This is a genomic window from Pantoea rodasii (genome assembly GCF_002095465.1).
GTDB lineage: Bacteria > Pseudomonadota > Gammaproteobacteria > Enterobacterales > Enterobacteriaceae > Pantoea > Pantoea rodasii.
This window is the reverse complement of the sequence record NZ_MLFP01000020.1, coordinates 38,616-52,837: the sequence shown is the minus strand read 5'-3', so window position 1 is coordinate 52,837 and position 14,222 is coordinate 38,616. Positions and strand designations below refer to the sequence as shown.

Below are 14,222 nucleotides of genomic sequence, written 5' to 3'. Positions count from 1 at the left end.
AAGATTGGCACTAAACCCTGCAAAATCAGTTCACTTCGCGCCTGGCAAAACTGGCACACTCGCTGCAAGTGCATATATAGCCAAAAGATTGGACTTCGTCATAATCTATTTCATTACGCTATATATCTCAGCTGGAGAAGCCGATGTCAGACTCAAAACCGCTGCAATTTGCCTACTGGGTGCCCAATGTGTCCGGTGGCCTGGTGATCAGCCAGATTGAACAACGTACCCGTTGGGACGCAGAATATAACCGGGAGTTAGCAAAAATCGCTGAGAAGGCAGGATTCGACTATGCCCTGACGCAGATTCGATTTACCGCCGGATACGGTGCAGATAACCAGCATGAATCGGTGACCTTTTCGCAGGATTTGCTGAGCCACACCTCAAAGCTCAAAGTGATTGCCGCGCTGCTGCCGGGCCCATGGAATCCCGTGCTGGCCGCCAAGCAGATTGCCACCATCAGCCATCTTTACGGTCCACGTATTGCCGTTAACATCGTCAGCGGCTGGTTCCGGGGTGAATTTAAAGCGATTGGTGAACCCTGGCTCGATCATGAAGAGCGCTATTTACGTTCTGAAGAATTTATCCGTTGCCTTAAAGGTATCTGGCGCGAAAGCAGTTTCACCTTTGCCGGAGACTTCTATCGGTTCCGTGATTACGCCTTAAAACCGAAACCCCTTTCACCGTTACCCGAAATCTTTCAGGGCGGTAGTTCCCGTGCAGCACGTGATATGGCAGCGCGCGTGTCGGATTGGTACTTCACTAACGGCAATACGCCGGAAGGTGTACGACAACAGGTGGAGGATATTCAGGCAAAAGCGGCCACCAACGGCCATCGCGTTCAAATTGGTTTAAACGGATTTGTCATCGCCCGTGATACAGAGCAGGAAGCGCAGGCCGTCCTGCAGGAGATCATCGCGAAAGCCAATCCGGATGCCGTTAAAGGCTTCCAGCATGAGGTGAAAAACGCCGGCAGCGCTTCACCCGAAGGTGAGGGCAACTGGGCAAAATCGTCGCTCGAAGATTTGGTGCAATATAACGACGGCTTTAAAACCAACCTGATCGGCACTCCGCAACAGATCGCCGAGCGCATCATCGCGTTAAAGCGCGAAGGTGTTGACCTGCTGCTGCTGGCATTCCTGCACTTCCATGAAGACGTGGAATTCTTTGGCCGCGAAGTGATCCCGCTGGTGCGCGAACTGGAACGTCAGGAAAGTCGGGTATCGGCCTGATATCAAATATGGCGGGCGCGGCCCGCCAGTAGCGCCATTACCATCTGAACCAGGGTGACCGCCAGCAACATTATCAGCGGCACCAGCCAGTTGCCGCTGGCGTCGTGCAGCATACCGAAACACAGCGGGCCAAGCGCCGCCAGCCCGTAACCCACACACTGTGCCATGCCGGAGAGTTTCGATGCCTGAAGATGGTCCTGTGTGCGCAGATTAAACAGTGACAGGCTGATCACCAGCGATGCGCCTGCTCCGAGTCCAGCCAGAATCAGCCACAAAAGCGACCATGACGGTAACAGCAGCAAGCCAACCACTGCAGCAAAAATCAGGGATGAAGCGACAAGGCCAATGGCACGCTGATCACGCAGCCGCTTTAGGGCGCTCATGCAGGCGAGATTGGAGACGATGGCAACGATCTGATAGACGAACAGCATGCCACCCGCTTCGATCTGACTGATGCCATTGTCTTGCGCAAACGGCGTGAACCAACCAATCAGGGTATAAAACAGCAGTGACTGACTGGCCATAAACAGTGAAACCTGCCAGCCCAGCGCCGAACGCCAGGGCGAGCGGGTCACGCTGTGGGTTGCTGCCGCGTGAGCTTGCGGCGCCGATCTTTTCAGGTAAGGCAGCCAGGCGAACAACGCGATAAACGCTGGCACTAACCACACCGCGAGCGACAGACGCCACCCCGCTGAGCTGACTTCAGCCAGCGGCACCGCAATGCCCGATGCAATACTGGCTGAAATCCCCATCACCATGGCATACAACCCGATATAGCGCGCCGTGTGCTCGGTAAAGTCACGCTTGATCAGCGGTGGCAACAGGACGTTGGCAGCGGCAATGCCGGAACTTAAAATTAGAGTTCCTGCCCACATGGCATTTTCACTGCCGGTAATGCGCAGTAACGATCCCAGCGTGATCAGCAGCAGTGAGCCCCATAAACTGCGTTCGAGGCCAAAGCGATTACCAAACCAGGCGGCTGGCGGTGCCAGCGTGGCGAACATCAGCAGCGGTAAAAAGTTGATCACGCCCGCGGCACTGGCGCTCAGTCCAAAACTGGCACGAATATTCTCCAGTATTGGTCCGGTGGCGGTAATTGGCGTGCGCAAATTGGCAGCAGTTAGCAGCAACAGAAACAGGAAAAAACCCGCGCGTCGCAGGGCAGGATCTTGGGTTATCACGGTATGGGACATATTTTGCGCACCATAGAATTGAGGCAGAGCGATTCTGCATATGGTGCGTTGATTGACGTTAACGCTTACGCAGCGGTTCATTTCCGCTGAGAGGGGGGAATACTAACGAGGGACGTTTAACATGTAAAGTTTCAAAATCCATCAAAGATAAAATCAATAGAATCTTTGATTCGCTGGCGATAAGGGCGGGCATCCATCACCTGTTTTCCTAACAATGACGCGGGCACGCTTGCCATTTCATGGGTCATGACGAGATAGCCTTCTCCCTCAATTTCGATGACAGGATTAAGTCGTTTTACAGGGTCAGCCTGAAGTCGGATCATTGGATATAAAGGGATAACAATACGCGTCGTGAGTTCATCGATGATATCGCTTTGCACATCGACCAGATAAGGATAAGCACTGTTTTTGCTGGTATTGGTGTAAATCATATACTGCATTTTTAGAACGTCCTGTGTTCATCCGACAGTAAACCGTGTTCTTCCGTTATGCGATTCAGTTCCTGTAAACCGGCGCTATTTTCTCGTTTCCATTTTTCGGCAGCCGCTACCCGTATTTCTTGTCGCAACGCTTCAGTCAGAATTGCGGATAAGTTCAAACCGGCATCTCTGGCTTGTTGCAAGAGCATGGGTTCGACGGTCACGCTAACGGTTTTCTTCTGCTTAACACTGGTATTAGGCATAAATCCCCCGTGTGGAGTACACGTGTTGTGATGTGGGTGAGTATGGATGAAAACTTAACTGCCATCAATCCTGCAAAAATAAACGTTGGTGACTTGCCTCTCCACCCATCCGCGTCCACCTTTATAGCTTCTGTTCTCCAAAAATGGACGCACGATGCTTTGGTTATGGAATACGTTAATCCTGCTGGCTGCAGTGGTGGTGATGGAAGTGATTGCGGCGCTGTCGCACAAGTACATCATGCACGGTTGGGGCTGGGGTTGGCATCTCTCACACCATGAACCACATGAAGGCAAGTTTGAACTCAACGATCTCTATGCCGTGGTGTTTATGTTCATGGCGATTGCGCTGATCTACATCGGCGTAAACGGCTATTGGCCGCTGCAGTGGATCGGCGCGGGCGTCACCTTGTACGGCGCGCTGTATTTCATGGTGCATGACGGCCTGGTGCATCAGCGCTGGCCGTTCCGTTATATTCCGCGCAAAGGCTATCTCAAGCGTTTATACATGGCGCACCGCATGCATCATGCGGTGCGTGGCAGGGAAGGGTGTGTCTCATTCGGTTTTCTCTACGCCCCGCCGCTGCACAAGTTACAGGCGGCGCTGCGTTATCGGCACAAAGCTGCTAGCGCGGGCGCTGCCACAACCCCTCAGGACGTAACTCCGGACGAGTCAAACGCGAAGTCAGCGCCAAGCCAGCGCCCTTAACCAGCAGCGCCAGCTTTTCACTGCTGCTGGTGCGTTGCCGCGCATCCCACGCGTGGGCGCCCGCATGCTGCACCTTGACGCCAATTTCGCGATACACGCCGCGTGCGGTGGCGATGGCCCACGCGGAACGCAGCGGCAAACCGGGTAAACCAGCACGCGCTGAGTGGTAATAGGGTTCTGCTTCGCTCACCAGCCGCGCGGCCAGCGGTGCCAGTGCGGCACGATGTTGCGGATCGGCCAGATTTTTGCCGCTTAAGCCCGCTTCGTCTAGCCAGCTTTGCGGCAGGTAACAGCGCCCGTTCTGCGCATCTTCGACAATATCGCGGGCGATGTTGGTCAGCTGGAAGGCGAGCCCTAAATCGCAGGCGCGATCCAGCACCGCTTCGTCGCGCACCCCCATCACGCGTGCCATCATCAAACCCACCACACCCGCCACGTGATAGCAGTAACGCAAGGTATCATCGAAGGTAACGTAGTGCGCTTCGCGAGCATCCATGGCAAAGCCTTCCAGATGATCAAAGGCCAACTGAGGCGGCAATTGATGAATCAGTGCCACTTCCTGGAATGCTTTAAAGGCTGGCTCATCCATGTGTGCGCCGCTGTAAGCACGACGGGTTTCAATTTGCAGATGCAGCATGCGCGCCTGTGCATCTTCCACAACATGCTGTGTACCGCCTTCGCCCAGCGTTTGTCCATCAATCACATCGTCACAGTGACGACACCACGCATACAGCATCAGTGTGCTGCGGCGTGTGGGCGCATCAAATAATTTCGCAGCGGTGGCAAAGCTTTTCGAGCCCACCGCCATGGTCTGAGTGACTTGCTCAAGCAGAGGTTGGCGATTCATCCAGCGAGATCCTCCCGCATCAACTGGGCAGTGGCTTTCGCCGAACCAATCACACCCGGCACGCCCGCGCCGGGATGTGTGCCCGCGCCGACCAGATACAGATTGGTGATGTCAGCATCGCGGTTATGAGGGCGGAACCAGGCGCTTTGCGTCAAAATCGGTTCCAGCGAAAACGCCGAGCCATGGTGAGCATGCAGCGTGTCGCGAAAATCAAACGGCGTAAACATTCGGTGTGTCACCAGTTGCTGACGTAATCCCGGCATATAGTGCTCCTCCAGATAAGCAAAAATGCGATCGCGTAAACGCGGTCCTTCCTGTTGCCAGTCGATTGCGGCCGTGCCGAGATGCGGTACCGGCGCCAATACGTAAAAGCTGCCGCAGCCTGCCGGGGCCAGCGAAGGATCGCTGGAACAGGGTGCATGCAGATAAAGCGAAAAATCATCTGAAAGCTGGCTGCTGTTAAATATCTCGTCGATGAGTTCTCGATAGCGCGGCCCAAAACACACCGTGTGATGTGCCAGCTGCGGATGCGCATGATTAAGACCGAAATAAAGCACGAACAGCGAGTTGCTCATCCGTTTACGTTTCAGCGCGTTGGCGCGTTTGCTGGCAGCCGGATGGTCTCGCAGTAATCGATCGTAGGTGTGGACCACATCAGCGTTAGACGCCACGGCAACAGCATCAAAACGACGGCCATCTTTTAACTGCACACCGCTGATGCGGTTGCCCTGGGTTTCCAGTTGACTCACTTCGGCGTTGAGTAATAATTCGCCGCCGAGATCGGTGAACAGGCGCGCCATGCCTTGCACCAGCGCGCCTGTCCCGCCGCGCGGAAACCACACGCCCCATTCGCGTTCAAGCGCATGAATCAAGGTATAGATCGAGGACGTTGCAAAAGGATTACCGCCAACCAGTAGCGAGTGAAAAGAGAATGCCTGGCGCAGGTGATCGTCCTGGATAAATTTTGCCACCATACTGTAAACGCTGCGCCACGCCTGCAAACGGCCCAGCTGAGGTCCGGCGCGCAGCATGTCGCGAAAATGTAAAAAGGGCACGGTGCCCAGCTTTAGGTAACCCTCGTTGAACACCTCGCGGGAGTAGGCGAGAAAGCGGCGATAGCCAGCAACATCGCTCGGATTAAAAGTCGCAATCTGTTGCTCCAGCAGCGGCTGATTGTTGTCATAGTCGAGTTGCTTACCGTCTTCCCAACACAAGCGATAAAAAGGCGTGACCGGCATCAGCTCGACATAATCACTGAGCGATTTTCCTGCCAGCGTGAACAGCTCTTCAATCGCGGTCGGATCGGTGATCACCGTTGGCCCGGCATCAAAAGTGAAACCCTGTTCCTGCCAGGCATAGGCGCGTCCGCCGGGTTTATCGCGCTGCTCCAGCAGGGTGGTGGGAATGCCGGCGGCCTGCAAACGGATCGCCAGCGCCAGGCCGCCAAAGCCGGCGCCAATTACATAGGTGCGTGTCATTATTTCTTCCCTGGTTTAGAAGAGGTCATCATCAGTGCGCGCACCGCTTCGCCGATCGGCACCGGCGGTTTGCCACATAAAATGCGCGCTTTATCGCTGAGCCGCAGCTGTCCAGCGTAAAAGCGGCTAACTAATCCGGCATCGAGCCGATAAAAGCGTTGCATCACACGCCAGCGTTGGTCTGGGCGTCCGGCTAAGAACAGCATACGGTTGAGTAAACGGAAAAAGCGCTGCGTGCGCCATTGTTCACGGGCAAACGCTTCAATGCGCTGGCTAAGCGTGTGCGCATCACAAGGCAGCGTGTGCGCGATCATCTCCGCTAGCGCGACGGCGCTGGGCAAAGAGTAGCCGGTGGTGGCGTGAAACAGCCCGGCGCGTAAACCACTGCACGGCTGACCACGCTGTTGCTGCCAGAACGTGTCGATATCCCCACTCAGCGTAATCGGCAACGAACCCTGTTCTTCACGAAGCAGCAGGCTTAACGGCCAGTGATGCGCTTTGGCGTAGTCGGCGATGTTCTGACGCGCGACGCTCTCTGTCAGCGTTGGCTGATTGATGTAATGCGTGTCCTCAATTAACAGGCGGTCCGCGTTGAGCGGTAAGGTGTAGACAAAGCGATAGCCTTGTTGCTGATCGACGGTGGCATCCATCAATATGGGCTGCGTTAAACCGTGTGGCTTCGCTAATTGCCACTCCTGACCAACAAAAGCCTGATAACCCAGTTGCAAATGAGGCGTATGTTGCAGGCCGCGACCATCAATCACCACGGCGGCATGCAGCACGCGATCGTCGGCGAGTGTCACCTGGGTTGGCGTCACGTTGATCACCGGCGAGGCGGTCCAGAGATCGCTGCCCACCGCGTCATACAAGCGCTGGACAAAATCTGCTGAGCTGATGGAACAATATTCCCCGCTCACATTGCGGCGAAACTGCGGGAAACGCACCTGATAGCCCGGCCAGCGATAGGAAATCAGCGGTTGCACCCATGTCAGTTGCTCTGCAGTGAGATCGTCCTGATGAAATGACCAGGTGTGATTACCCGCTGGATGAGCATGACTCTCCAGTAACAGGATGCGTAACTGAGGTTGTTGCTGGCGCAGACGTAGCGCGATCAAGCCGTTGGCCAGACCGGCACCCACCAGGATGACATCGTAGCGCTGCGGCATCAGGTCGCCTCCGCCAGCACAACCCGCTGCTGACCCAGCGCCTGCTCAATGATATCCGCAGCGCGTTCGCAACCGCCCGCTCGCTGGAGCTGCGCCTGAATGGCCGAGATGCGCAGCCGATAGCTGTCATCGGAAAGCAACTGCTGTAAATGCTGTTCAAGCTGATGCACACGACTAAAGCGAGAGGCGCGGCGGCCCACGCCGTGCCACGCAATACGCGCGGCGACGCCGGGCTGATCGAAAGCCAAAGGCAGCGCCAGCATCGGTGTGCCGTATTCCAAAGCCTCTAATGCACTGTTGAGTCCGGCATGGGTGATAAACAGCTGAGCATGCTGAAGCGCGGCCTGCTGATCGAGGAAATCAGTCACCCACGCCGCCCCCGCGCGCTCAAGCTGGTGCACCTGCTCGGCGTTTAGGCCGCCGCAATGCGCAATCACCAGCGAGAGTTGCTGGTTGCGACAGGCTTGCGCCAGATGCATAAACAAGCGAAAACGCTGGCCTTGCAGGGTGCCAAGTGATGCGTAAACCACCGGCGCTGGCAGCGGTGGCCAGGGCGCGTTGAGGCGTGAGGTCGGCGGCGATGATCGTAATAGCCCAACGGCGTGAAAGCAGGCAGGCAGATGCTGGCGAGGAAAATCAAACGCCGGGACGAGTTGACTCATCTGCGCCAGCGGCGACAAGCACTGATGCAGTCCATGTCGGTCAGCTAAACCGAAACGACGCGCATGGTGGCTGATCACATCGCCGTGACGCTGCATGATGCGATCATAAATCCCCTGGCTGGCTTGGAAACGGTGCAGTGACTTCTCATCCTCTCCGTAGCGAAACGGCATCACCGGCAGCGGAATGCCGGGTTCACGATTGACCGGCAACGCGCAGGCTACCGACACAAACGGCAAATTCAACGCTTCGGCCACCAGTCCACCCGCGGCCTCCATTTGATCGGCAATCACGCCATCGATCTGCAATACCTTCAATCGTCCCGGCAGTTCATGGCACAGCATATCGGTGCTGGAGGCGATATCACCAATCACGCGCAACAAGGAGAGCGGCGAAGCCAGATGTTGTAGCACGCTCGTCAGCGAACCGGAGGGATGCGTACGTTCTCCCACCGTGCTGAAACCCACGCGCGTATCGCTTAACAGTTGGCGCGCATCAGCCTGCTGCACGAAGGTGATGTGATGGCCGCGCGCCATCAACGTCCGTGACAACGCCTGTAGCGCTTGAAAGTGGCTATAGAGGGGAGGTGCAATAACGGCAAAATGCCCCATTGGCTGTGCCGCGTTCAGTGAAACATCGCCAGCTGTTGGTTAAACAGGGCGTGCATATATTGACGTGTTGCCATACCACGATGGCAGGCGCAGGCAAGGTGCTCATCGGCGCTGCGCAGGTGATCGCGCAGGCGACGTTCGGCGCCATCGGTGCCCAGCATTTGGACCAGCGTTGATTTACCTTGATCCTGATTGATGTCCTTGCCGGTGTGTTTATAGCCATCCGCCAAATCGTCAAGCAATTGAAATGCCTGACCTAAGTCCTGAGCGAAGTAGCTGAGCTTCTGCCGCATCTGTGGCGTGGCATCTGCGGCGATGGCGGCCATTTGCAGCGTGGCACGAAACAGCACACTGGTCTTCAGTTCATTGGTGAGGGCAATGGCTTCCGGACTGCGGTGCTGCGCGCCCTGATGTAAATCCTGAAACTGGCCCTGAACCAAACCTTGCAAGCCGACTGCTGAAGAAAGTTCGGCAATCGCTTCTGATTTCTGTGACGCGGCTAAACCGGGCGCGGTTGCAATCACTTCAAACGCGCGGCTGAGTAACGCAATCGCCGCCAGAATCGCCACGTTTTCGCCAAATTCACGGTGTACGGTGGGGCGTCCGCGTCGCATCTGCGCATTGTCCATGCAGGGGATATCATCCAGGATCAATGAGGCGGCATGCACCATTTCTACCGCGCAGGCGAGATCGAAGATGCCGTGCTGTTGCACATCACAGCCCATATCCCGCGCGGCCAGTAATAACAGCAGAGGACGGATGCGCTTCCCGGTGCCAACGCGCCAGCACGCATCGCCGCGCGTACCTGATCAGTGGGCTGACCCGCAGGCAGCAATCGCTCAAGGTGTGCCTGCAATGTCTGATGCAGCGGGAGAAGATCATTTTCCTGGTTTGCTGTGAGGTCGACATGGGCGGTCATAGTGGCTTTCCATGGTTAGTTGAATTGTTATGGTTTTTTTAATTAACCGTAGACTGCGTAAGGTGAGTTCGCCAGCGATCGCAACGGGTTGGATTCAACTACTTGCTCAACAATACCGTCAATAAGCGAAACTTTCGCTGCGGTATTAATTTCACTTTCCACGTGATCTTATTAGCGAAAAAAGTAACAACGCTGCCGTAACATGCATTCATCCGGTAGGCTGATGGGAAATATCTGTTCACCGGGAAAATAAAATGACCTCTTCACAACCTCAGATTCTGATTATCCAGCCACTGATGCCGCAGCTGGATGAAAAACTCTCGCAGCAGTTTCATTGCCACCGCTTATATGAGCAGCAGGACCCGGCGCTGTTTCTTCAGCAGCAGGGCAAAGATATTCAGGCCATTGTGACGCGCGGCGATGTGGGTGTGGAAACCGCTATTTTGGAACAGTTGCCGGTATGCAAAGCGATTGCCGTTTTTGGCGTGGGCACCGACCGCATCGACCTGCATTATGCAGCGGCGCATGGTATCCAGGTCAGCATTACCAGCGATATCCTCACCGACGACGTAGCAGATTTAGCCATGACCCTGACGTTGGCCTTTTCACGCAACCTGGTGGCAAACCATCAGTTCGCGCGTTCTGGCGCGTGGGAAACCACCGGCGCATCACTCTCCAGTAAAGCCAGCGGAAAACGTATTGGCATCGCGGGGTTAGGAGCAATAGGTCTGGCGATTGCGCGCCGCGCCGAAGCTTTCGGCATGCAGGTGGCTTATACCGCGCGCAGTGCGAAAGATGTCGCATATCAGCGCTGCGACAACATTGAGCAACTGGCCGCGTTCAGTGATTTTCTGGTGCTGGCGTTGCCGGGTAGCCCGGAAAATATTCAGCTGGTGGACGCAAAAGTGCTGAAGGCATTAGGCAAAGAGGGCGTGTTGATCAACATTGCACGCGGCACGGTGGTCAATGAAAGCGATCTGATTCAGGCGCTACAACAGGGTACGATCAAAGGCGCGGCGCTGGATGTTTTCCCACAGGAGCCGCTTATTCATCCCGCCCTGCGTGAACTGGATAATGTGCTATTAACTCCGCATATTGGCAGTGCCACCCATGAAACCCGTGAAGGCATGGCAAATAATGTGCTGGATAATTTACGCGCCTTTTTCTTAAACGGTAAAATGCTGACCACGGTATAAAGACGTCTTCTGGCTACAGAAGATTTCCTTATATCCTGCGCAACAATGGTTATTTAGCCATTGCAATTTCTGCATGCGGACGCTGTTATGATATGGCATTCATTCAGGAGCCATTCATGACAACTCAAAAGATTGCAATTATTGGCGGCGGCGTCATCGGATTAGCGGTGGCGCGCGCATTAGCGTTGCAGGGTGTGCAGGTCACGATTTTCGAACAGCAGCATATTGGTGCCGGCACCAGCAGTACCACCTTCGCGTGGGTCAACTCTAATGGCAAACAACCCCTCAGTTACCATCAACTCAATGCCCTTTCGATTGAAGAGCACGTTAAATTGCAGCGCTCGCAGCCGAATGGCTTGCGCTGGCTGGAAACCAGCGGGACCTGGGAGTGGGCGGCAGAAGGTGAGGCTCAGCAACGGCTGCTGCAGCGTGCCACTTCACTGCAATCTTTAGGCTATCCGGCGCGCGAAGTCACGTCAGAGGCGTTACAGCGCGAAATTCCTGAACTGCGTGCTCAGGCCGTCAGCGGCAGTGTGTGGCACTTCCCCACGGAATCGGTGCTGCATCCGGCGCTGTATCTGGCGCGGCTGTGGTCAGAAGCGCGTGCCAATGGGGCAATATTGCATCAGCAGCACGCCATCAAAAGCCTCAGCGAACAGGCTGATGGCGTCACTTTGCAACTGGCAAATGGCGAGCAGTGGCAGGGCGATCGGGTGGTGATCGCCACTGGACGCTGGGCCAATCAATTGCTCAATACGTTGGATCTTGATTTAGCCCTGCTCGATACCAGCAAACCCAACGCGGTGGCCTGTAGCTTCCTGGCGCGGACCGCACCGCAGCCGTTGTCTTTGGCGGCTAATTTGATTTCACCCCAGCTTAATGTGCGGCCCGATGGCGGTGGGCGTTTGCTGTTACAGGCGCTGGCGCTGGACGACCTTGCGGATCCGGCTGCACCGCCCTCCACCGAGGGTGACATCGCGCGTCAGTTTCGCCAGCGCTATCAATCGCTGTTTGCGGACGCCGGTGAATTACAGATTGAGAAAATTGTTGTTGGACAACGCGCACGCCCCGCGGACGGATTACCTGCCATCGGTTTCGTGACGCCGCAGCAGCGTGTGTATGTGGCGGTCACGCACAGCGGCATTACGCTGTCGCCTTTGATTGGCAAGCTGGTGGCGCAGGAGTTGGTGCAGGATCACGCCAGCGAGTTGTTGGCTGATTTCCGTCCTCAGCGCTTATTGGGTAAAGACGCCGATGCATTCGCACCGATCAAGCGCAATTTCCCAGCGGCACAATAGAGCCATTTTCTTAAAAAATGATATTTTTGTGCCATTTTGCTGCCAGTAACCGCGTTTGGTTGTTGCGATTATGTTATTAATATCAGCAACCAAGCTATTCATACTCACGCGGAGGCAGCATGAAAATCGGAATTGTAGGCTACGGAACGGGCGGGAAAAACTTTCACGCCCCCTTTATTGCCGCAGCACAAGGGCTGGAACTGGCTGGGATCGTCGCCCGTGCGCCCGCCACTATCGCTAAAGTACAAGCCGACTTCCCGGACGTGCCGGTCTATCCGAGCCTGAGCGCCATGCTGGCGGCGGGCATTGATATCGTGACTATCACCACTCCGCCGCACACGCGCCGCGAGTTAGTGCTGGAAGCGATTGAGGCGGGTGTATCGGTCATAGCCGATAAACCCTTTGCCCCGGATGCCAAAACCGGACGCGAACTGGCGGCAGCAGCAAAGGTGAAAGGCGTGGTGCTGGGGGCTTATCATAATCGTCGCTTTGACGCCGATATGCAGACGCTAAAGAAAGTGATCGAACAGCAGCGTTTGGGCAAGGTTTGGCGCTTACATAACCGTATGGATTTGGACGAGCCGCACACGCTGGAAGGCGGTCCAACCGGCGGATTGCTGCGTGACATGGGCAGCCATTTAGTCGATCAAGCCATATGGCTGTTGGGGCCAGTGAAGTCCGTGTATGCCCAGCTGGATATTGTTGAAGTGGCCGAAGGCCCAACCGATGCCAGTTTTTACCTGACGCTGACCCACGCTAACGGTAGCCACTCATACGTCTCTTCCAGCAAAATCAACCATCTGGCTGCCCGTGAGCTGCGTGTATACGGCGAGAAGGGCAGCTTTACTTCTTACGGAACGGATGTTCAGGTTCGGGCGATCTTTGCCGGTCAACGTCCCGCTGACGATTTGGCTGGCTGGGGCTATGAGGCTGAATCAAACTGGGGCTCGCTGAACACCGCACAGGGCAGCGAGCGCGTTCCTTCGGAGCAAGGAGCCTATCACGCCTATTACGAAGCCTTTGCCGATGCGGTGCGTAATGGCTCTCAACCTCCGGTCACTGCTGAGCAAGCGATCGAAGTGCTGGCCGTGCTGGATGCCGCATTTATTAGCGCGAAGGAAAACCGCGTAGTGGATGTGAAATAAAACTGTGGCGCTGCTGTAAGGCAGCGCGCTTATCTCTCCCACTTTTCACATGGCATCCTGCTAAAATAGCGACCACAAAACGTTATATTTAGAGGTCTGTTGTGTCGAAATTGATGTTCCGCAGTGCCACCCCCGCCGATGTCGATCGTTGCTTTATTATTGAAACTGAAGCCTATGAAGGCGACGAAGCCGCCACGCGCGAGAAAATTGCCACTCGCATTGCGCAGTATCCGCAGGGCTTTATGTGCCTGGAAATTGATGGCGAAATTGCTGGCTTTATTAACGCCGGGTGCGCCTGGGATGTGGTGATGTCTGATGAAGCGTTCAAGGAGTTGGTCGGGCACGATGCCGCCGCACCTAACGTGGTGATCATGTCGGTGGTGCTCGATCCGAACTATCAGGGTAAAGGTTATGCCACACTGATGATGCAGCAGTTTATTGCCATCATGAAAGAAATGAACAAACAGACCCTTCACCTGATGTGTAAAACCCATCACGTCGATTTGTATAAAAAGTTTGGCTATCAGTACATCAAACCTTCGGATTCCGACCACGGCGGTATGGCGTGGCATGAGATGCTGATGACGCTGTGATTATTTTTTAACCTAAATTAATCGACCACCTGATCGCGATCATAAAACGCCACTCAGCGCTGCTCAACCATGGAAGGTAATTCTGATGCGATGAGGAGGTTATGATGCCCGGTTCCCTAATGACCTTGCCGGAGATGGCGCGCTATATTGGCGTACCCCCCGCTACGCTGGCGTGCGCGATCTGCAATCGAGGCACGATAGAAAAAGTGCCACTGCCCGCCGCGGTTGACGATGATGCACCGCTTTCATGCCGCTGCTGGGTGCAACAAGATGTCAGGCAGTTAAGGCATGCGATGCTGAGAGCGCGTCGGCAACGGTAATCTCTGGATGAAAGATATGCTGAGATGTTGGGCAGCGTTGAATACACCGGTTTTACGTCTGGTATGAGCGCGCCTCGGGTGACAGGCGAAGGCGATTATTCGTGACCTGATGGGAATCTCATTGAGATTGTGATTTGAATTTTCGTCAGATCGACGTTTGGTCAGAGCTAAAAAAC

The 14,222-nt window shown here is 55.3% G+C and carries 13 protein-coding genes and 1 pseudogene; 6 read left to right on the top strand and 8 right to left on the bottom strand.

The window, feature by feature from the left end; translation table 11 throughout:
• Window positions 1-143: 143 nt before the first annotated feature.
• On the top strand, window positions 144-1,232 hold the full coding sequence (sfnG, locus tag HA45_RS19975) for a dimethylsulfone monooxygenase SfnG (protein ID WP_100699781.1): 1,089 nt from the start codon (window positions 144-146) through the stop codon (window positions 1,230-1,232).
• 2 nt (window positions 1,233-1,234) lie between these two features.
• Here sfnG and HA45_RS19970 read toward each other — a convergent pair whose 3' ends face one another.
• From HA45_RS19970 to HA45_RS19960, 3 genes are all read right to left on the bottom strand, one after another.
• Window positions 1,235-2,425: a CynX/NimT family MFS transporter gene (locus tag HA45_RS19970; RefSeq protein ID WP_100699780.1), complete on the bottom strand. Its 1,191-nt coding sequence runs from the start codon at window positions 2,423-2,425 to the stop codon at window positions 1,235-1,237.
• A gap of 131 nt (window positions 2,426-2,556) precedes the next feature.
• Entirely contained in the window at window positions 2,557-2,865 is a 309-nt protein-coding gene (locus HA45_RS19965; RefSeq protein WP_100699779.1) for a CcdB family protein, read from the bottom strand.
• Window positions 2,866-2,867: 2 nt separating this feature from the next.
• A complete protein-coding gene (locus tag HA45_RS19960; protein WP_100699778.1) occupies window positions 2,868-3,107 on the bottom strand; it encodes a type II toxin-antitoxin system CcdA family antitoxin in 240 nt (79 codons plus the stop codon).
• A gap of 154 nt (window positions 3,108-3,261) precedes the next feature.
• Here HA45_RS19960 and HA45_RS19955 point away from each other — a divergent pair, with 154 nt between their 5' ends.
• Window positions 3,262-3,813, top strand: coding sequence for a sterol desaturase family protein (locus tag HA45_RS19955; protein ID WP_100699777.1), 552 nt, complete (start codon window positions 3,262-3,264; stop codon window positions 3,811-3,813).
• On the opposite strand, the gene crtB is transcribed toward HA45_RS19955, so the two are convergent.
• The 5 genes and pseudogenes from crtB to HA45_RS19930 form a co-directional block, all read right to left on the bottom strand.
• Complete coding sequence (gene crtB, locus HA45_RS19950) at window positions 3,731-4,660, bottom strand: 15-cis-phytoene synthase CrtB (RefSeq protein WP_100699776.1); 930 nt, start codon at window positions 4,658-4,660, stop codon at window positions 3,731-3,733. The genes HA45_RS19955 and crtB overlap by 83 nt on opposite strands.
• Window positions 4,657-6,138 carry a phytoene desaturase gene (locus HA45_RS19945; RefSeq protein ID WP_100699775.1) on the bottom strand — a complete coding sequence of 494 codons (1,482 nt, stop codon included), beginning with the start codon at window positions 6,136-6,138 and terminating at the stop codon, window positions 4,657-4,659. Before HA45_RS19945 ends, crtB begins: the two co-directional genes overlap by 4 nt.
• Window positions 6,138-7,304 (bottom strand): lycopene beta-cyclase CrtY, encoded by a 1,167-nt coding sequence (gene crtY / locus HA45_RS19940; protein ID WP_100699774.1) that lies wholly within the window; start codon window positions 7,302-7,304, stop codon window positions 6,138-6,140. Before crtY ends, HA45_RS19945 begins: the two co-directional genes overlap by 1 nt.
• On the bottom strand, window positions 7,304-8,575 hold the full coding sequence (locus HA45_RS19935) for a glycosyltransferase (RefSeq protein WP_100699773.1): 1,272 nt from the start codon (window positions 8,573-8,575) through the stop codon (window positions 7,304-7,306). The genes crtY and HA45_RS19935 overlap by 1 nt, the downstream gene beginning before the upstream one ends.
• 14 nt (window positions 8,576-8,589) lie before the next feature.
• A pseudogene (locus HA45_RS19930) lies at window positions 8,590-9,494 on the bottom strand (polyprenyl synthetase family protein).
• Window positions 9,495-9,748: 254 nt separating this feature from the next.
• Here HA45_RS19930 and HA45_RS19925 point away from each other — a divergent pair.
• From HA45_RS19925 to HA45_RS19910, 4 genes are all read left to right on the top strand, one after another.
• Window positions 9,749-10,690, top strand: coding sequence for a 2-hydroxyacid dehydrogenase (locus tag HA45_RS19925; protein WP_100699771.1), 942 nt, complete (start codon window positions 9,749-9,751; stop codon window positions 10,688-10,690).
• 116 nt (window positions 10,691-10,806) lie between these two features.
• Entirely contained in the window at window positions 10,807-11,988 is a 1,182-nt protein-coding gene (locus HA45_RS19920; RefSeq protein ID WP_100699770.1) for an NAD(P)/FAD-dependent oxidoreductase, read from the top strand.
• A gap of 119 nt (window positions 11,989-12,107) precedes the next feature.
• Window positions 12,108-13,133 (top strand): Gfo/Idh/MocA family protein, encoded by a 1,026-nt coding sequence (locus HA45_RS19915; protein ID WP_100699769.1) that lies wholly within the window; start codon window positions 12,108-12,110, stop codon window positions 13,131-13,133.
• Window positions 13,134-13,234: 101 nt separating this feature from the next.
• Window positions 13,235-13,726 (top strand): GNAT family N-acetyltransferase, encoded by a 492-nt coding sequence (locus HA45_RS19910; protein ID WP_100699768.1) that lies wholly within the window; start codon window positions 13,235-13,237, stop codon window positions 13,724-13,726.
• Window positions 13,727-14,222: the final 496 nt, after the last annotated feature.